Below are 20,054 nucleotides of genomic sequence, written 5' to 3'. Positions count from 1 at the left end.
AGCTGGCGCGAGGTGATGGCGTGACACGCTGCTGTCGCGCGCCGGCAACTTATCCCTTCGATTTCGCCCCCAAGCTACGCCACGCCAACGTGATGGCGAGACGGCTGACGTTCGGCTGCCGATTTGCTATGGCCCCGCGGGACTGGAAGCGAGGCAGGCGATGGCGTTTGGATTGTCGAAGGCACGGGCAGGGCGGACGGCTACGGTTCTAGTTGCGGTCTCGGCCGCCTTCGGTCTTGTGCTTGGCCTAGGCCTGGACTTTGGGCCCACCCTCGATCGCGGCTCGGTGCCCGGCATGAGGACCGCTGAGGCCGCCGGCACCGAGACGCTCGAGATCGTCACCAAATCGGGGGTGAAGGTCTACAGCGTCGAGGTCGCAAGGACCGTGGCCGAGCGGGAGAAGGGCCTCATGTTCCGCAAGGAACTGCCGCAGGGCCGGGGCATGCTGTTTGATTTTTCGCCGCAACAGCACGTTTCGATGTGGATGAAGAACACCTATGTCTCGCTGGACATGATCTTCATTCAGGAGGATGGCCGGATCCTGCGGATCGCCGAGAACACCGAGCCGTTATCGGAGCGGATTATTTCGTCCGGCGGGCCGGTGAAGGCCGTGCTGGAATTGGTGGCGGGAACCGCCCGGAAGGACGGGCTCGCACCGGGCGACCGGGTTGCAGGCCCCTTGTTCGGGCGGCGTTAAGCGGTCGGCACGAGAGTATTTCAGGCCATCACGCCCGGCTTGCTGGGGTGTTGCGAACAGTGTAACCACGGGCCTTTCGGGGTATAGCGTAGCCTGGTAGCGCGGCGGTTTTGGGTACCGCAGGTCGGAGGTTCGAATCCTCCTGCCCCGACCACTTCATCCTAAGCCTGAAGTTTTCGTGCTTTGCCGTTGAGGCAACAGCATTTCCAGAATGCGGTCGTGTGTCTCCGCCGTCGTGCGGATATCGAACTGCGCGAGAGCTCGTGCGTGACCCTCAGCGGCCAGTCGGTCGCGCTCGGCTTCATTGCCGATCAGCCGCTCAACGGCATCCGAGATTTCAGGCGCGCCGACCCGGGGCAGAGAGAGCGCGTGTTCGCCGCTGACCTCCCGCAAGCCTCCATTCCCTGACGAGATCACGGCAGCACCTCCGGCGTGCGCCTCGAGCGCGGTGCGGCCGAAGGTTTCGCGGAGGCGGGAGGAAATCACGGCAATCGCCGCCCGCTCGTTCCAGGCCTTCACCGTTGCGAAGGGGGCACCGATCAGAAACTCGGCCTGCGGCCCGAGCGGAGCGAGCACGCGTCGGACGTGTTCGGCATAGGCGCGCTGGTCCTCGGCGGCGCTCAGAATGAATACGGCTCTCCAGCCCGGATGCCGGGGCAAGGTCGCGGCGAGGGCGTTCGCGGCTTCGAGAATGCCTTTCTCCGGGATCGCACGCCCGACCACCAGTACGACCTTTTCGCGGGTCGGTGCCGGATGCCATTCCGCCAGGTCGAGGCCGTTCGGCACCACATGGCGCGGCGTCGTCACGAGCGGCCAGGTATCGCGGAAGGCGCGTTCGTGGTCGTGGCTGACGAAGATGAGGCCGCGCAACTCTGCAAACGCGGTGCGGCGGCGGATGCGCTCGACGGCGCTCCTCGGCTGGCGGATCGGATTATGCAGATGCAGCACCACGGGCGCGCTGAGGCGGCGGGCGAGGAAGGCGGCTGTACCGAGATGCTCCTGCACGGAAATGACGTCCGGCGCGATCCTGTTGATGGCCTGTATCAGGCGGGGCAGCCGGAATAGCGAATGGTCGAACGAACCCATCGGTCGCGCCACATAGGCGATCCCCTCGAAGGGGTGATCAATCGGATCGCCGATCACGGTCGTCCCGGCGCGGAAGCGGCTATGCCAGATCAGGTCGCGCACGCTGAGGTCGATCGACGTCGCGCGCCGGTCGCCGAAATACATCGCGCGTGGATTGACGACCAGAACCTTCGCCATCCGGAAGGACGTGCTCCGCCTTGAACGTAGCGCCCAACCCGGGCGGGGGGCCTGATCAGCCCTTCGTGTACAAGACGGCAGGTGCGGCCGGGTCGACCGCGCGCCGATTGACCGTGCAGGCGATCGCCGCGTCCTTGCGCAGGAAAAGCTGGGCTTCGTTTTGCAGGCCATCGAACCAGACGCCGTGCCCGGCATAGCGATAGCCGATCCCCATCGGGATCAACCGCATCCGGACGTTGTTACGGGGCGCGAGCGTCAGCGTCCCGGTCACGACGTCCCCGTCGGAGCTGATCGCCCGCGGGCAGAATGGGTAATCGCGGCCGTTGTCGCAGCTCAGGACGAAGTCGGCGCATCCGGCCTGGGCCGGAGACGTGGTGCAAGCAATTGAAAAGCCGAGAGCAAACAGGGCGGACGTTGCAATAAAAAGGCGATGAATAGACATCGTAAAATCCCCCACCTACACGTCCTTTAGCCGAACCTCGAGCCGGCAACAAGCAGGCGTTAACGAAGCTTAACAGCCGGATCGCGTTTGGGTTGTGGGCGCCACTTAACCTAAACACCCACAAAAAGCTGGCGTTTTGTCTGCGATTCCTTGACGCCACTCTGTTAGAAAGGGAGTATTCAGCTTAATGATTTCTTAATTTTTTGGGCGGCCGGCCCCCATGGCCGCGGGAGGCATTGATGAACGAGCGCGTTTGGATCGCACAGGCGAATAGTGTCCCCGTTCAGACTGACACTCCTCTCAAAGTTGTAACGGTCGTGAAGCCTGGCAGCGAGCAGGCGATCACCATCGATCTCGGCTTCGGTCAAAAAACCAAGCTCGATCTGTCTTCGATTGCGAACGAGAAGATGACGATGGTGCATGTCGGCACCAAGCTCATCATTCTCTTCGACAACCATTCGACAGTGACGATTGAGCCGTTCTTCGATTTAACGGGCAAGCCGCTCGCCGATCTCGATGTCGCACTCGGTGCGCGCGACATCACCGGTCAGGAATTCGCCTCGCTGTTTCCGATCACTGACGATCAGTCGGTGCTGCCTGCAGCCGGCAACGGTGCTGGCCCCGCAAGCGGTGCGGATTTTCACACGGTGTCGGTCGAGGCGTTCACCACGAACTCGCCGCTCGCGCTGCTGGGGCAGGAGAACCTCGGCACATTCCAGACAACGTCGCCGCTCGGCCCTCAGATTCAGCAGGACTTCGCCCCGACACTGACCGGTGCGTTTTCGCCGATCACTATTCTCGAAGCCAATCTCGATACGCATCAGGACGGAAGCGATCTCGCATCAGGTGCGCGGACAGGTACGCGCCCGAATGAAAGCGGTGAAACGGCGACGGCCAGCGGTGTCACCTTCACCGCCGGAAGTCAGCCGATCGACATCGTGTTCGGAGATATGGCCGCGGCCGTCGTCAAGGACGAAGCCGGCAACACGCTGACGATCACATGGGTTCTTTCGCCGAACGGCACGCACGTTGAAGGCTTCCTGCCCGGAGGCAATCAACCGGCGATCATCATTCAGCTTGGCGACGGCACCACCGCCGCGAACCACACCGATGCTAACGGCACGATTTCGCCCATCATCACCGTCACGTTGACGGATGCGTTTCCGCATGTTGGCGGCGCGGCGGACAACAGCATCACCATCACCGGGATTTCCGTTGTCGGCATCGACAGCGTGCCTGCGTCGGACGGCACGCGCCAGAGCGTTTCGACAACGCTCGAGATCCACATTACGGACGACGCGCCGGTGCTGCTGCCGGGCCAGGGCGGCGACCCAACGCCTCACGTTGACGATCAGATCGTCGGCGAGGATGGCCTCACGGGCGCGAACAAGAGCAACGGCAGCTTCGATGCGCAGGATAATGCCGGCTCCGGCAACGTCGCACTGAACGTGGACTGGGGCGCGGACGACAGCATCCGCACCGGCGTGGATGACGGCCGGACTTTGTCTTTCAACATGGCTAACGGCAAGCCGCTCGACGGATCGGGCCATGAGCTCGCGCTGACGTCGGACGGTGTTGATCTGCAGTACGTCGTGACCGACCTCGTAAACGGTGGCCAGCAACTCGATGCCTATCGTGGCGACGTGCACGATGCCTCCACGCTGATCTTCACGGTCACGCTGGACCCGACCTCGCAGCATGGCTCCTACAGCTTCACGCTGAGCGGCAATCTCGATCACGCCTCGAGCGGAGACGGCAACGATGCGCTGCCGCTCGACTTCGGACTGACGGCGACCGACAGCGACGGCGACCCCGTCGGCACGCACTTCACGGTGAAGGTGCAGGACGACACGCCGACGGCGGGCACGGCGGAAAATACGCACGTCAACGAGGACGATCTTTTTGACGGCACCGACCTTATCAAGGAGCCGCGCACGGTTCACGGCGATCTCGAAGTGCACTGGGGCGCGGATGACGGCGCTGCACGCCACATCCTGATGGCGACAGACGGATTGCCGAGCGGCCTGACCTCGGATGGCGTGGCGATCGATTACCAGACGACGGTGGATGCGGCCGGCTACGCCGTCGTGATGGCGTACAAGCACGGTGGCTCGCCGAATGCGGCGTCGGATCAGGTGTTCAGCCTGACCTTCAGCGAGGACGGTTCGGGCACCTATACGTTCAGGTTGCTGGGCAACCTCGACCACGCCGAGAACTCGAACAGCCAGGAACTGGTGTTCAAGGTGGACGCCTACGACAGCGACGGCGATCCCGTGACGCAGACCTTTACGGTCGATGTCGCGGACGATCAGCCGTTTGCGATCGGCACGATCCTGACGCGCACGGTGGAGGAAGAAGAGCTTCAAGGCGGCAACGAAGATACGCGCGGTGCGGGCGACGGCGACTTTGACGTGCTCGGATTCCCGGTCGATGTGACGACAGCGCATGCCGACGGCCTGCTGAATATCGTGTGGGGCGCGGACAGCGCCAATGTGAACAGCAACGGCGGCTTCGACGGGACGCAGGTTGCAGGCGACCGCTCTGTGGTGTTCGGCCGTGCGGGTGGCGATCATTACGTTGCGGACGGCGTGCTCGACGCAGCAGGGGCCTCGCAGTTCCTGAGCGTCAGCGGCGGCGGTGCGAGCCTTGCGACGCTGACCTCGGGCGGCGTTGCACTTCAGTATGTGCTATCGGACAATGGCACGGTGCTGACCGCCTATGCCGGCGCGACGCACGATGCGGCTCATGCCGTGTTCCAGGTGACGCTGTCGGATACCGGCGTCGGATCGTATGACTTCCAGCTTCTCGGTGTACTGGATCATCCGACCCACGGCACCAGCGCCAGCCAGGAAGACACGCTGTCGTTCAACTTCACCTTCACCGCGCGTGACGGCGACGGCGACGTGGCGCAGAACAATTTCATCGTCAACATCATCGACGACAGCCCGGTCGCGGCGACCGGCACGGCGTCGAAGGTGGAGGACGAATCCCTGCACGGCGGCAACAACGAGAACGAGACGCCGAACCTCGCGGCATCCGTCACCGGTGTTTCGCTGAACATCGCCTGGGGCGCCGACAACGCCAATCCGACCGATCACGGTGGTCTCGGCGATCGCTCGGTTGCGTTCAGCAACAGCAACGTCGCGGTGAGCGGCGCCTTCAACGGCACGACGCTGACCTCGCTCGGCCAGACTGTGTCCTACACCGTTCTCTCCGACGGCCAACTGGTCGGCTATACCGGCTCGTCGGCGCCGACTTCGGTCACCGGCAGCAATGTCGTGTTTTATGTCTCGCTGTCGGACCAGAACAACGGCGAGTACAACTTCACGCTGGTGAAGCCGCTCGATCAGTCCGCGGGCGGCGGCGAAAATAGCCTCACCCTGACATTCAACTACACCGCGACGGATTCCGACGGGGATACGTCGAACAGCCAGTTCAAGGTGACGGTGGTTGACGACGTTCCCACGCTCGATTCCACGCCGATTCCGACGCGCACGGTTGAGGAGGAGCAGTGGGTCGTTGTCGGAGCCGGCAACGAGGACAACAATGGCGCGGGCGATGCCGACCACGTCGATTTGAATTTTCCCTTCATTCACGACGATACCACCGAGAAGGCGACCGGATCGCTCGGTATCAACTGGGGCGCGGACAACGCCAACGACAACAACGGCGAACCGGGCGACCGCTCGGTGCAGTTCGTCAATGTCGCCGACCCGGCAGGCCTGACCTCGCGCGGCGAGGCCGTGCATTACAAGGTATTCACGGTCAACGGCGAGCAGACGCTGGTCGCCTATACCGGTACCGCTCCGACAACGCTGCCGACATCGATCCAGGCGGCGATCGCCGCGGGTGTCGTGTTCACGGTCGCGCTCTCGGATATGAGCGCGCACGGCAGCTACACGTTCACGCTGATCGATGTGCTGGATCAGCACGGCGCCGGCGAAGACACGCTGGAGCTGAACTTCAAGTTCACGGCGACCGACAGCGACGGCGACACCACGGCGCCGGGCTCGTTCCAGATCAATGTGATCGACGACACGCCGCTTGCGGCGGGCACGATTGCACCGCGCTTTGTCGAGGAAGAGGAGCTTGGCAACGGCAACGAGGACACGAAGGGGGCCGGTGACAGCGATATCAGCGTGCTCGGCCACCTTGTGGATGTGACGACGGCGCATGCCGATGGTCTGTTGAACATCGCGTGGGGCGGCGACGATTCCAACAAGCTCGGCAATGTGGGCTTCAATGGCACGCAGGCCTATGGCGACCGCTCCGTGGTGTTCGGCGGCGATGGTGGCGCGTATATCGCGGACGGCACCATCAGCGCGGCGACCGCGTCGCAGTTCGTGAACGTTGGCGGGATGGCGCTTGCCGACCTGACGTCGGGCGGGGTTGCGCTCTCCTATGTCCTGTCGGGCAGTGGTACGGTGCTGACCGCCTATGCGGGCGATCCGGCACTCGGTCACAAGGTGTTCACCGTGACACTGTCGGATGCCGGCAGCGGATCGTATGACTTCCAGCTTCAGGGCGTGTTGGACCATCCGGTGACGGGCAGCAGCGCGAACCAGGAAGATGTACTGAAGTTCGACTTCACCTTCACGGCGCGCGACAGCGATGGCGACATCGTGCAAAACAACTTTGTCGTCAACGTCATCGACGACAGCCCGACCATCACCATCGCCAACGTCCAGAAGGGCGCCGTCGACGAGGATGCGCTGGGCGGCAATGCAGGCGATTCCTATCCGATGGGCTCGGTGCCCGGCGAACTGTCCGGCGTGTTGCCCGTGCTGCCCGGCAACAAGCTCGGCATTGCCGGTGACATCGACGCGACGGATACGGCTCACGGCACGCTCGGCGTCAACTGGGGCGCCGACGATGGTGCCGCGCGGACTCTCACGTTCGATCAGTCGAGTTTGCCGACCGGGCTCATGTCCGGCCACGCGGACGTGCACATCTGGATTTCCGATGATGGCGCGACGCTGAAGGGTTATACTGGCCCGGTCAGTTCGTCGGAGCCGGCCGATCCGGTCTTCACCGTCACGCTCGATGCGAGCGCGCCCAATGGCGCCTACACCTTCGTTCTCCATCACCCGCTGGATGAGGACGTTGCCAATCAGGAAGACAGCATCGATCTGACGTTCGGCTTCATCGCCACGGATTCGGACGGCGATACCGCATCGAGCCATTTCAGCGTCACGGTCAACGACGACGCGCCGACCGCGAGCTATCTCGGCCTGCAGGCGATCCAGGAAAGCGTCGACGCGAACGGTGACTTCAATGCCATCGTCCGCACCGGCACGCTGCCGTTCCATGCGGGTGCCGATGGGGCGACCGTGACCGACTTGCTCTATCGGTTCTCCGGTTCTCCCAACAAGGTCGCCGACGCCGATGCAGCAACGTTCACTTCGCTGCCGATGACCTCGGGCGGCCTGCCGGTCACGATTACCCATACCGTTGTTGGCGGCGTCATCACGCTGACCGGTGAAACGACCGAAGGACCGGTCTTTACCTTCGAAGTCACGGCGGACGGTCATTACACCTACACGCAGTCCGGGCCGATCGATCATCCCGATCATGGCATCGACGGCAGCGAAGCCGGCACGTCCGACGGCGTCGTCCTGACGTTCGACTACATCGTCACGGATCGCGATGGCGATCACGCCACCAATGCGATCAACATCAGGATCAACGACAGCGGCCCGACGTTGAACGGGGCGGATACGGATCATTATGTCGAGGAGGAGCAACAGATCGTTGTCGGCCCCGGCAACGAGGACAGCAACGGCACGGGCGATGCCGACCACATCGATTTCATCTTCCCGTTCATCCATGACGACACGACGCAGACGACGAGCGGGCACCTGCACATCGGCTGGGGCGCTGACGATGCCAACAGCAATGCGGGCAGCGGCCCCAATGGCACACAGGTCAATGGCGACCGCTCGGTCGATTTCGCCAATGTGGTGGCGGACCCTGCCGATCTGACCTCGCGTGGCGAGGCGGTGCATTACAAGGTCTACGAGGTCGCCGGGGGCGAGGTGCTGGTGGCCTATACCGGCGCCACCGCGCCTTCGGGCGTGCCGGGTTCGACCAACGCTGCGATCGCGGCGCATGTGGTGTTCATGGTGGGGCTGTCGGATGCGGGTGACGGCGCCTACACCTTCACGCTGATCGACGTGCTGGATCAGCACGGCGCAGGCGAGGACGCGCTGCCGCTGACCTTCCAGTACACGGCAACCGACAGCGACGGCGACACCACGGCGCCGGGTTCGTTCACGGTGAATGTGATCGACGACATGCCGGTTGCGGCGGGCACGATCGTGCCGCGCTTTGTCGAGGAAGAGGAGCTTGGCAACGGCAACGAGGATACTAAGGGCACCGGTGACGGCGACTTCAGCGTGCTTGGCCATCTTGTGGATGTGACGACCGCGCATGCCGGTGGCCTGTTGAACATCGCCTGGGGCGGCGACGATTCCAACGATGTCACCAAGGTGGGATTCAACGGCACGCAGGCCTATGGCGACCGCTCCGTGGTGTTCGGCGGCACGGGCGGCGCGCACATTCTCGATGGCGCGATCACCGCCGCAACGGCGTCGCAGTTCATGAGCGTCAGCGGGATGGCGCTTGCCGACCTGACCTCGGGCGGCGTTGCACTCGAATATGCGCTCGCAGACCACGGCACGAAACTCGTTGCGTATGCGGGCGACCCCGCAAATGTGGTGTTCACGGTGACGCTGTCGGATACCGGCAGCGGCTCATACAACTTCGTGCTGAACGGTACGCTGGATCACCCTGTCAAAGGCACCAACGCAAGCCAGGAAGACGTCCTGTCGTTCGACTTCACCTTCACGGCGCGCGACAGTGACGGCGACATCGTCCAGAACAACTTCGTCGTCAACGTGATCGACGACAGCCCGACCATCGGAGACGCGGTGCCGATGGCCGTGGTCGACGAGGACGGTCTGCTGAAAACGCGCGGCGATCAGGTCAACGGGAACGGTGATACCCAGTTGGGCGATGCCGACGTGCCGGATAGCGATGGCGACGGCAACGAGGCGACGGCGACCGGCTACCTCAATATCAAGTGGGGTGCCGACAGCTATGATGTCAACGACACGAGCGATACGTCCGGCTTCACGCAGGATGGCGTCGGCCGCAGCGTCACCTTCACGAATACCAACGTCGGTATCACCGGCGGATTGCTGAAATCGCATGGCGACGATGTCGTGTTCTCGCTGGAGAACAACGGCACCAAGCTCGTCGGCAAGGCGACGCATGAGGGTGTCGAGCGCACGGTGATCGAGGTCACGCTGTCGGATGATGGCGCCGGCGCGTTCCGTGTCGTCCTGCAGGATGCGCTCGATCACGCAAAGGGCGCCAACGAGAACGACATCACCCTTACGTTCAACTACACCGCGGCGGATGCCGACGGCGATGTCGCGCGCGGCTCGTTCAAGGTGCTGGTGGACGACGATGTGCCGGTGCTCACCGGTCAGACCGCGACAAGCTCGGTGAACGAAGCCGATATGTTCACGTTGACGACGGTGTCCTCCCACTCCCTCGACTTCTCCTCGACGGGGCTGGGCGCGGCCCATCTTCAAGCTGGCGGCGGCGCGGGTGTTGGAGTCATCTCCCATGACGGGAATTCCAACCTGCAGGGACCGGATTCGGCGACCGGCGCAAAAGAACTGATCCTGGAGGCGGACAGCGGCACGACGTTCACACTCGGCAGCGTCGCGATCGGCCTGTACGGGGCGGCCAGCCCGTGGGTCAGCGAGCCCACGACCGTCACCCTTATTGGTTACGACGCGGACGGCCACATCGTCGCGACCGCGACGTTCGACGCACAAAGCGTCGGCGGCAATCCGGCGGCGGTGATCACGAGCATCTTCGATAGCGCGTCATCGGACCCGGACCAGAAGTTTGTGGACGTCGAAATTTCGAAGCTCGTGATCCAGGCGCCGGAGGGCTTTGCCGGGCGCGTAGTGATCGACGATCTTGCGATCATCGAAACCACGACGACGATCACCACGACACCGCACGCCGTGGACACGGTTGTCGACCTGACGCAGCTTGTCGATATGGGGGCGGATGCGCCTGGAACGTGGAGCCTGGCGACCTTCACCGAGCAGGCAGTGACCTTCACCCAGGGGAATTCCGTCGACCCCGCAGCTTATGGCGGCGTGTCGATCACCATATCGTCGGATGGCCATGTCATTACTGCCATGGCTGGTGCAGAGGTGATTTTCACCTTGACGCTGTCAACGGACGGGCAGGCGACCTTCAAGCTGTTGCAGCCAATCGATGGCGGCACGCTGCGCTCGATCGATTTCTCCCAGTTCATCACCGTGACGGATTCCGACGGAGACCCGCTGACGCTGGGAAGCGGTGATTTCGTCATTGATGTCAAATCGACGAACCATGAACCTGCGGTGTCGGCGGAGATGATCTCCGTGGACGAAGCAGGACTGCCTGCCGGCTCAAGCCACGATGGCAGCAACATCAATACCGGTACGATCGCCCTCAATCCGGGCGATGGACCCTCGCATGTCACGATCGACGGCGTGCTCGTCACGCACGCAGGTCAGGAATTTCTAAGCTCAGGTGGCCTCGGCACCCTGACGATCATCAGCATTACGGCGACCGCAATCGGCTACAGCTATGAGCTGAATACAAATACGTCAGGCGACGATACATCTGACAGCTTTAGTGTCGTTATCACAGATGCCGACCACAACGCAGATGCAGCCACGCTGACGATCGATATCGTCGACGATACGCCGAGCGCATCTCCCGATTTTGCATCGGTTGGCGTTGGCGTGGAGGCGACTGGCAACGTCATAACCGGCGATACCAGCCCGGCGCATGTGGGTGTGGATACGTTGGGTGCGGACGGTGCGCATGTCACCCAGGTGATGGGATACAACGGGTTGATCGATGCGACGCTCGATCCCGTCACCAATGTGTTCGAGGTGCAGGGTCAGTACGGCACGCTCGTCATCGATAAAGATGGGAACTACACCTACACCCGCAACTCATCCGCCACCGGTGCCGGAACGGATACGTTCACTTACACCCTGACAGATGGCGACACCGACCACTCTTCGGCGGTTCTGACGATCAGTCTCGATGCGAACAATCAGGCACCGTCTCATAACACGACCAATATCATTGTTGACCAACACGACGCATCGGCATTTCTGATTCCCGTGGCTGCCCTGTTGTGGAATCAAACCGATCCTGAAGGGGATACGCTAAGTGTGACGGGCGTGTCTGGATCTCATGTTTCGCTATCGAGCGATGGTCAAACGATAAGCTTTCAGCTGACCGGCAATGCGCCCCAGTCGGGAGATTTCACTTACACGATCTCCGATGGACATAACTCGGTTACCGCTACAGCTCATGTGACCAGGGTCGACACCTGGAAGGATGGTCCGAACGCGCTGGTCAGCACGGACGATGCACAGATCATTATTGAAAATAATGACCATCTGTCGGGAGTGAATCTTTACGGTTATGGCGGCGCTGACGTTCTCATCAACAACATCGGAGGCAGTAATCTACATGCAGACTCTGCCTATTATCCCGATCTCGGGTCCGACACCTCGCCGAATCTTTTGATTGGCGGGGCTGCGTCAGACCAGCTCTTTGGCGGCAAGGGTGACGACACGCTTATTGGCGGGGGAAGTGGCGATAACCTTTTCGGTGATCTCGGCAATGACACGCTTATTGGAGGTCTCGGAAAAGACAATCTGTACGGCGGCCGTGGCGCTGATACGTTTGTGTTTGCCGAATTCGGCTCGTCCAATGTCGATACCATTCACGATTATAATCGTGGTTCAGGCTCGTTTGATGCGAGCGAGGGTGACAGAATCGACTTGTCCGGCCTTCTCGATAGCGTGTTCAGCGCGCCTGGGTCTCACAATGCGAGCGACTACGTTCGGGTTACGGATGTGAGCGGAAGCGCAATGCTTCAGGTTGATGTCCACGGTAGTGGTAGCAATTGGCAGAATGTCGCCACACTGACCGGTGTTAGCGCGGGAGAATCCATCAAGGTTATCCTGGACGACCATGCCATCCATCAGGCAACCATCTCCGCTATGGTGTAAGAGCACTCCATGTGAAAGAAAGAACGGCCGCCTGATGGGCGGCCGTTCTGCTTTGAGGCAACGAAGGTTGCTCACATCAACAGGGGTCGTTCGCCGATCGCGCCGCCCGCGGGTGTGGCGGCGGTGTCCGAGCCGGTCCATGCCATCGTCCCCAGCGCATCGGTTGCGGGTGATGCATCGGAAGCGCCATCCGTGTCGCGGTTTGCATAGGGCACGGCAAAAAGCTGCACACCGCGTTCGTTGATCGCGAACAACGGCGTGAACGACGAGATTTCGCTGTCTTCACGCAGCCGCGCGCTACGGTTGTCCATGATGAGCCACTTGTCCTCGTGGCGAACGGCAAGCACGGCGTGGTCCTGCCGCACCGCGCGGTCACGCACCAGAACGAGGCGCAGTGTCTCCGCGGCGTATCCGGCCTCGCGCAAGGCGGCGTATTTGGCGATGGCATAATCCTCGCAGTCGCCTGCGCCGGTCGTGAATGACGCCAGCGCCGAACTCCAGCGGTCGGGCACGCCGTGCTGCATGGTGTCGTTGACGTAACGGATCGAGAGATTGACGCCCTGATTGATATCCTCGAGCTGCGCGCGGCCGCTCTTTGCCTTGGCCGATGTCACGAGGCGCGCAAACCGCGCGGCGGCGGGAGAGCAGGTGGCCGCGTCATAGCTGCAGCGGGCAAGACTGTCATGGTCCTTTGCCATATCGGCGGCAACGCCGCGCCATTTGCGCCACAGCGTGCCTTCCGGCGCGCGGAAGACGAAGAGGCCGAACGGCTCAGGGCCGACTGTCGGCGTGATCTGGATCGGCGGTGTATCGGTTGCAATGCCGTCCGGCGTGAGTGCTGCGAGTTCGACGTCGCCGACGGTGTCACGACTGGTGTTAGTCGTCGGCTTGCCGTTGCGCTGGGCGTCGAGCTTGGCGAGCACACCGTTGATGGTGAAGAATTTGGCCTGCGGCGCGGCAAGGGGCGCTTCGTCGAAGCGCAGGACATGATCGCTTGCGCGCACATCGCGCGCGCCGGCCTTCGTTTCCGTGACCGTACCCGCGAGCCACAGCACGCTGCCCAGCAAGACCGCGCCGGCGGCGAGCGGCTTCGACGCTTTCAAAGTCGACGACATTCTGACGTCCCGTGTTGCGGGACTTGCGGTCGTCGTTGTTGCGGCGATCCTGCATCCCGTCTTTTCGGGACCAGTGATACGGGCGTGCCGCTTCGCAGCGGTTAAATCGGCTTAACCTGCGCGGCTATTGTCGCAAGCGCGGTCAATCGCGGCTTTGCAAAGCCGCTCGGATTTAACCGAACAATTTCCTTAAAATTTGAACGAAGTTGGGTTCACGGGGCTGGCGTCAGTGTTCGCGTAATGCCTCGTCGCGCAACATGCGCGCGGGCTTGAGCATGTAGTCGAGCACCGACTTCTCGCCGGTCTGCACTTCCACCGTTGCGACCATGCCGGGAATGATCGGGAGCGGGTTTTCCGTGCTGCCGAGGTGGTTCTTCTCGGTGCGGATGATGACGCGATAGAAGCTCTCGCCCTTCTCGCCGCGTTGATCGGATTTCTCGTCAACGATGGAATCGGCGCTGATGCGCTCGACCTTGCCCTTCAGAGAACCGTAGACCGAGGAATCATAAGCGGTGATCTTCACCACCGCATTCTGCTGCGGACGGATGAAGGCGATATCCTGCGGGCGGATGCGTCCCTCGACCAGAAGCGTGTCGTCGAGCGGCACGATATCCATCAGGTTGGCGCCGGGCTGCACCACGGCACCGACCGTGGTGACGTTGAGCTTGTTGATGATGCCATTGACGGGCGATTTGAGATCGGCGCGCCGCACACGGTCTTGTGCTGACTTGGTGGTTTCCTCCAGCACGGCGAGGTCGGCGCGCGATTTTGCCAGATCTTCCTCGGCCTGAGAGCGGAAAGCGGCGCGCGCATTGGCGATGCGCGATTGCGTCTCCGCCAACTGCCCGCGCATGTCGGACGCCTGACGCTGCAGCCGGAGCATCTCGATCTCGGGCACGACCTTCTGCGTATACAGGTGACGGGTGAGTTCGACCTCACGGCTCAGTAGTTTTAAAGACTCCGTCAGCCGCGTCTCCTGCTGGGCGAGCACGTCGATATCCTGCGCGAGCTTCTGGGCCCGGGCGTCGAATACATTCTGTTCGGTCTGCACGATCTGCGGCGCGCGCTCGGCGAGCGCTTCCGGGAAGGAAGGTTTCGGCAGGCCCTGCACCTCGGCTTCGAGGCGAGCGACGCGCGCGGCATTGGCAAGGCGACGCTCACGCACCTCGCCGAGATCGGCAAGGAACTTGGTGTCGTCGATCCGCATCAGCACCTGGCCCTGTTTGACGATATCGCCTTCCTGCACCAGGATTTCCTGCACGATGCCGCCTTCGAGGCTCTGCACCACCTGCAATTGCCGCGAGGGAATGACGCGGGCGTTGCCGCGCTTCACTTCGTCGAGCACCGCGAAGTGCGCCCAGATCACGCCGACGACCAGAAGCGCAATGCTGGTGGCGAGCAGGATCAAGGAGGCACGCGGCGTCTTGAGCTCCGCCGCCGCGCGAACATCGTTGGCGAACGAGAAGTCAGAGCTTTGCATGGGGCGCCGGTTGCGGATGCGGTTTGGCGGCGGGGTGCGCCTTGGTGTTCTGCAGGCGCGCGATGACAAGATCGCGCGGGCCGTCGAGAACGAGCTTGCCCTGTTCGAACACCAGAAGGCGATCGACCAGCGAGAGCAGGGAGAAGCGGTGCGTGGACACGATGATGGTGATGTCGCGCTGCTTCAGCGTCTTCAGCCGCTCGAGGAATTCAGCTTCGCTGCGGGTGTCAAAATGCGCGGTTGGCTCGTCGAGGAACAGCACCTTCGGCTTGCGGATCAGCGCACGCGCCAGCCCGATTGCTTGCTTCTGGCCGCCTGAGAGGCTGCGGCCGCCCTCGGCAATCGGCAGGTCGTAGCCGAGCGGATGGTGTGCGGCGAACTGCTCGACGCCGGCTAACTGTGCGGCTTCGATGATCTCCGCATCTGTCGCCGCCGGGTAACCGAGTGCGATGTTGTCACGGAGCTTGCCGAAGAACAGGTCGGTATCCTGCAGCACGAAGCCGACGCCGCGCCGCAGATCGGCCGGATCGAACTGCCGCAGATCGACGCCGTCCATCAGCACGCGGCCTTCATCGGGCTGATAGAAGCCGGAGATCAGGCGGCCGACCGTGGTCTTGCCGGAGCCGATGCGGCCGATGATACCGACGCGTTCGCCCGGATTGATCCGGAAGGACACGCCGTCGAGCGCGTTCACCGAGGCGTTCGGATACTTGAAGCGCACGCCGTCGAAGGTGATGGATTCACCCTTCACCTCGCGCGCAATGAAGGTGCGCCCGATCGGCCGTTCGCGTTCCAGCGCCATCAGCGTGTCGATGGCGCGCATCGACACGATGGTCTGCGTCGCGCGGGTGATGACGGTCGCGATCCCTGCGATCGGCGCGAGCACGCGGCCGCCCAGCATATTGGCGGCGATCAGCGCGCCCATCGACAGCTTGCCGTCGAGGATGAGGAAGACGCCGACCACGATCATCATCATGCTGGTGAGCTGCTGCGCCGTGCTCGCGGCGGTGAGTGACAGCGTCGACCAGAAGTGCACGTCCTCGCCCGAGCGTGCGGTCGCGGCGACCGAGCGCTCCCATGCGTTCTGCATCTTGGCCTCGGCGCCGGAAGCGCGGACGGTTTCGATGTAGGACAGGCTTTCGACCAGCACGCCGTGGCGGGCGGAGGATTCAGCCTGCAGACGATTGACGGCGTCGTTGAGCGGGCGCTGCAGGATGACGCCGACCAGGATCATGATCGGCAGCACGATCAGCGGAATCCAGGCGAGCGGCCCGGCGATGAGGAAGAGAACGATAATGAAAAGCAGCGCGAACAGCAGGTCCGTCGCTGAGACCACGGTGCCGGATGTGAAGAAGTCACGCACCGCCTCGAAGTCGCGCATCTGGTTGGCGAGAATGCCGACCGATTGCGGGCGCTGCGCCATCTTGATCGACAGGATGTGCTCGAAGATCTCGGCGGCAAGCACCACGTCGATCTTCTTGCCGGTGATGTCGATGATGCGCGCGCGCACCGTACGCAGCACGAAGTCGAACACGATTGCGAGGCCGAGGCCGATCGCGAGCGCGATCAGCGAGGGAATGGCGCCGTTCGGCACCACGCGGTCGTAGACGTTCATCACGAATAGGGGTGCTGCGAGCGCCAGCATGTTGACGATGAAGGCGGCGAGAGCGACATGGCGATAGTTCGCGCCGAAGCGGCGCACCACCGACCAGAACCAGTGCGTGCCCGGCACGCCGCCCGCCGCGGCGACGCGGTCCGTCGTCATCGTGGAGGGCCGGAGCAGGAATGCGTAGCCGAGGTAGTCGCGCTCGATCTCCTGGATCGAATGCCGTTCGCGCTTGCGGGTCGATGGATCGACGATCTCGACGGACGTGCCGTCGGTTGCCGTCAGCACGCGTGTGGTGCGGTTGTTGAACACGAGCACCGCGGGCAAGACCAGCGAGGGAATGTCGCCGAGCGCACGCTTGACCGCTTCGACCTCGAGGCCCGCGCGGCCTGCGGCGCGCGCAAACAGGTTCGGCGTGAGGGCGTTGTTTTCGATCGGGAGGCCGGCGATCAACGCATCGCGGGTGATGGCGCGGCCATGATGAGCGGCGATGTAGAGCAGCGCGTCGGAAAAGGAATCGTGCTCCGGCGGCATGTCGACAAGCGGCGACTGGACCGGTTGCCCGGACTGGATCGTTTCGCGCGCCTGCAGATTCACAGTTGTGGTCCTTCGAAAGGGCCTGTCTTGGCAGTCAAATGTTCTGCCGCTTTTGGCGATGACGCTCCGGCCTCATTCACGGGGTCCGGACTAAAAAGCTCTGGCTGCACGAACCGCTGGCGATCCGATTATCCGAGTATTTAAATAGTATTTTAGCTTTTCTGCGGCCGAAGGAGTTAACCGAATCTGCGTTTCTACGGTTAGCCTTACGGATTAGTCTTAATGCGCCGGATTAGTATTAACGCACACTTCGCGTGGCCATGTTGAACCAGTCGGGCGTCACGATGTGATTGTCGCTGAACTCCACCGTGGCGAAGGACAGCGCCCGTCCTGAAGTTCCCTCGATTGAGGAACGCGTGTCCACCGGCCGGGGAGCCTGGCGGTTTGGCTGCAGCCAGGTCGGATTGCCCTGGATCGTCGGGGTCGTGGACCAGGTTTGCCAGCGTTCGCCGGAGTTCACGATCGCGCCTGCCTCTGGCGTATAGGGAACCGCCGTGGGCGCACCAGCGGCGTTGATCGGGTTCGATCCCGTCGGCGGCAGCTTGAAGACGAACGGCGTGAGCTTGATCGGGAACGGGCCGAAGGCGAGGTGGTCGAGCGGCGCTGCCTCAACCGGCGGTGGCGCCTTCAGATAGTCGAGGAGGGTGCCCATCGCCGCGAGGAGCTGGTAGTCGGCGAAGACGATGACGCCGCGCGCCGAGGTGAGCGACACCGCAGCGTTGAAGTACTGGTTCTCGGCATTGAGCAGGTCGATCAGCGAGCGCTGGCCGAGCTCATATTCCTTGCGATAGGCGTCGATCGCCTTGCGGTCGGCGGCGAGCTGACGGGTCAGGGCGGCGGCGCGGGACACGGTGATGGTGCGCGCGGACCAGGCCTTGTCGATCGATTCAAGAGCGTCGCGCTGCAGCCTTGCGTGGCGCATGGTCTGCTCGTTGTAGCGCTCCGCCATTTCGGTGCGCCGCCAGGTATCCTGACCGCCACGGAAGATGTCCCACGACATCACGACCTTGCCGGAGACGTCGTCGCGACGGCCGACATAGGTGTTGGAGTTGATGCCGCGCGAGGCACGGCCTTCGAGCGACACGGTCGGCACGAACGCGCCGGCGGTCGAATGGAACGCATGGCGCGCGGCGTCGGTGTCGGCCTGCGCGGCCTGCAGCGTTGCGTTGTGGCGAACGGCAACGGCGAGCGAGGCATCCTTGCTCGGCGGCATGCCCCGCAGCGGGCCGGGGAAGCGCAGGTTGAAGGCTTCGAGGCCCACGACCTTGCGATACTTTGCGCGAGCGTCTTCCTGGCTGCGTTCGAATTCGGCAAGCGCAGCCTTGGCCGATTCCACGCGCTCCAGCGCCTGCTGCAGATCGCCCTCGCCGGAGCGGCCGCCTTCGTAGCGGGAGCGGACGTTGCTGAAGATGCTCTGGTGGTTGGCGACGTTCTGCCGTGCGAGCTCGACGAGGCGGGCGTAGCGGACGACATCGATATAGGCTTCGGCGGCGTCGAGCGCGATCAGCTCGGTGCGCTCACGCACACGATAGGCGGAGGCGTTGACGCGCGCGGTCTGGCGCCAGACGTCGTTGATCGAGGCGAAGCCATCGAACAGCAACTGGCGGATGACGACGGAACCTTCGCGGCCGTGCATCCATGTGCCGCTGCCGGTCGGTGCGGGCACGACGTTTTGCGTAAACCGCTCCGGGCCTGCGTTAGCCTCGAGACGGATCTGGGGAAGCAGCGTGCCTTGCGTCTGCCGCAGCTCGCTTTCCGTCGCGCGGCGATTCGCTGACGCTTCGCCAACACCGGGATTCGTTTGAATGGCCTGTCGCAGCGCATCGTTGATCGAGAAAGGTTCCGCATGAGCAGCGGACAAGCCAAGCGCAAGCGCAAGCAATGACGTCGTGAAAATAAATTTCATAAAAAAAATCCCCAGGTAACTAAATCTTAACCTGCGGCCAAAAGGGGCACAATCGGAATTAAAGACGAGACTTTGTCGAAAATCGAGTTGCACCAAAGGAAACAACAGTAATATCAATGTATTATATGTATAAATAGGACGAAATATCTTGGTCATATAAGAATATCGTCGATTTATGTTTGTTGATCGTAGTAAATACCGGAAATTCCCTTCAAGATAGACCTCTTAAGAGCCGATAAGAGCAGCCATCACGCCGCGAGTAGTGTGGTTCTGCGGTGACAGCCGATACGAATCGGTTGCAAACGAGGTCTGTGACAACCGCGGCCGTTTTTCACCGCGTGGGCGCGGCCGAATTAGATATCCCGGCCTTTGAGATTCGCAGGCCCCACCGTGATGGTGATCTCCTGCTTCTCGGTGCGGCCGTTGGGATAGGTGACGCTCAACGTCAGACGGTCGTTGCCGGCGAAGTGCGGCTTGGAGCGATAGATGCCGATAAAGGCCGGCACCTCGAGCGCCATGCAGTTCTTGTAGTTGGTGAGCGAGATGCGGGCGCGTTTCACCGTCGCGGTGCCGTTCTCGGGCCGCACCAGCATCTGGATCGAGGGCAGCGCGCCCGAACTGCAGTTTGCCTGCACGTTGACGTAGATGCCGATGCGGATGTCCTTGCCGCTGTCGCCCTTGGCCGTTCGCTGAACGGTCGAGCTCTGCGCTGCGGCGGGCAGGGCGAACGCTAACGAGAGAAGCGAAAGGCAGGCGAACCATCGCGCGAGTCGCGATGCCGTTGAGCCTGATGTTATGCGCCTTCGCATGGATGCGTCCCGTAGGGGGCTTCCTATAGCGCA

The 20,054-nt window shown here is 62.6% G+C and carries 9 protein-coding genes and 1 tRNA gene; 3 read left to right on the top strand and 7 right to left on the bottom strand.

Features of this window, described 5'->3' with window-relative positions:
• Positions 1–160 precede the first annotated feature (160 nt).
• Together OCA5_RS10025 and OCA5_RS10020 are read left to right on the top strand one after the other, a co-directional pair.
• A complete protein-coding gene (locus tag OCA5_RS10025; RefSeq protein ID WP_013913135.1) occupies positions 161–697 on the top strand; it encodes a DUF192 domain-containing protein in 537 nt (178 codons plus the stop codon).
• A 77-nt stretch (positions 698–774) separates the two neighbouring features.
• Positions 775–851: transfer RNA gene (locus tag OCA5_RS10020), tRNA-Pro, on the top strand.
• Positions 852–853: 2 nt separating this feature from the next.
• Here OCA5_RS10020 and OCA5_RS10015 read toward each other — a convergent pair.
• Both OCA5_RS10015 and OCA5_RS10010 read right to left on the bottom strand, forming a co-directional pair.
• Positions 854–1,960 (bottom strand): glycosyltransferase family 4 protein, encoded by a 1,107-nt coding sequence (locus OCA5_RS10015; protein ID WP_012563181.1) that lies wholly within the window; start codon positions 1,958–1,960, stop codon positions 854–856.
• 55 nt (positions 1,961–2,015) lie between these two features.
• Complete coding sequence (locus tag OCA5_RS10010) at positions 2,016–2,402, bottom strand: hypothetical protein (RefSeq protein WP_012563182.1); 387 nt, start codon at positions 2,400–2,402, stop codon at positions 2,016–2,018.
• A 239-nt stretch (positions 2,403–2,641) separates the two neighbouring features.
• On the opposite strand from OCA5_RS10010, the gene OCA5_RS10005 reads away from it, so the two are divergent.
• On the top strand, positions 2,642–12,508 hold the full coding sequence (locus OCA5_RS10005) for a T1SS-143 repeat domain-containing protein (protein ID WP_012563183.1): 9,867 nt from the start codon (positions 2,642–2,644) through the stop codon (positions 12,506–12,508).
• Between the two features lie 71 nt (positions 12,509–12,579).
• Here OCA5_RS10005 and OCA5_RS10000 read toward each other — a convergent pair whose 3' ends face one another.
• The 5 genes from OCA5_RS10000 to OCA5_RS09980 form a co-directional block, all read right to left on the bottom strand.
• Entirely contained in the window at positions 12,580–13,623 is a 1,044-nt protein-coding gene (locus tag OCA5_RS10000) for a transglutaminase-like cysteine peptidase (RefSeq protein ID WP_012563184.1), read from the bottom strand.
• 226 nt (positions 13,624–13,849) lie between these two features.
• Positions 13,850–15,103, bottom strand: coding sequence for an HlyD family type I secretion periplasmic adaptor subunit (locus OCA5_RS09995; RefSeq protein ID WP_012563185.1), 1,254 nt, complete (start codon positions 15,101–15,103; stop codon positions 13,850–13,852).
• On the bottom strand, positions 15,090–17,306 hold the full coding sequence (locus OCA5_RS09990; protein WP_012563186.1) for a type I secretion system permease/ATPase: 2,217 nt from the start codon (positions 17,304–17,306) through the stop codon (positions 15,090–15,092). Before OCA5_RS09990 ends, OCA5_RS09995 begins: the two co-directional genes overlap by 14 nt.
• Before the next feature lie 238 nt (positions 17,307–17,544).
• A complete protein-coding gene (locus tag OCA5_RS09985) occupies positions 17,545–19,212 on the bottom strand; it encodes a TolC family outer membrane protein (RefSeq protein ID WP_012563187.1) in 1,668 nt (555 codons plus the stop codon).
• 353 nt (positions 19,213–19,565) lie between these two features.
• Positions 19,566–20,021 (bottom strand): hypothetical protein, encoded by a 456-nt coding sequence (locus OCA5_RS09980; protein WP_012563188.1) that lies wholly within the window; start codon positions 20,019–20,021, stop codon positions 19,566–19,568.
• Between the last annotated feature and the right edge of the window lie 33 nt (positions 20,022–20,054).

It is taken from the genome of Afipia carboxidovorans OM5, assembly GCF_000218565.1.
GTDB classification, from domain to species: domain Bacteria; phylum Pseudomonadota; class Alphaproteobacteria; order Rhizobiales; family Xanthobacteraceae; genus Afipia; species Afipia carboxidovorans.
Note: the sequence above shows the minus strand (reverse complement) of the source record. Positions and strands in the feature narration are given on the sequence as shown.

Excerpts from the sequence above, each read along its gene's own strand:
- OCA5_RS10025 (WP_013913135.1), top strand. The coding sequence starts at position 161 with ATGGCGTTTGGATTGTCGAAGGCACGGGCAGGGCGGACGGCTACGGTT.
- OCA5_RS09985 (WP_012563187.1), bottom strand. The coding sequence starts at position 19,212 with ATGAAATTTATTTTCACGACGTCATTGCTTGCGCTTGCGCTTGGCTTG.
- OCA5_RS10010 (WP_012563182.1), bottom strand. The coding sequence starts at position 2,402 with ATGTCTATTCATCGCCTTTTTATTGCAACGTCCGCCCTGTTTGCTCTC.
- OCA5_RS10015 (WP_012563181.1), bottom strand. The coding sequence starts at position 1,960 with ATGGCGAAGGTTCTGGTCGTCAATCCACGCGCGATGTATTTCGGCGAC.
- OCA5_RS09980 (WP_012563188.1), bottom strand. The coding sequence starts at position 20,021 with ATGCGAAGGCGCATAACATCAGGCTCAACGGCATCGCGACTCGCGCGA.
- OCA5_RS09995 (WP_012563185.1), bottom strand. The coding sequence starts at position 15,103 with ATGCAAAGCTCTGACTTCTCGTTCGCCAACGATGTTCGCGCGGCGGCG.
- OCA5_RS10005 (WP_012563183.1), top strand. The coding sequence starts at position 2,642 with ATGAACGAGCGCGTTTGGATCGCACAGGCGAATAGTGTCCCCGTTCAG.
- OCA5_RS10000 (WP_012563184.1), bottom strand. The coding sequence starts at position 13,623 with ATGTCGTCGACTTTGAAAGCGTCGAAGCCGCTCGCCGCCGGCGCGGTC.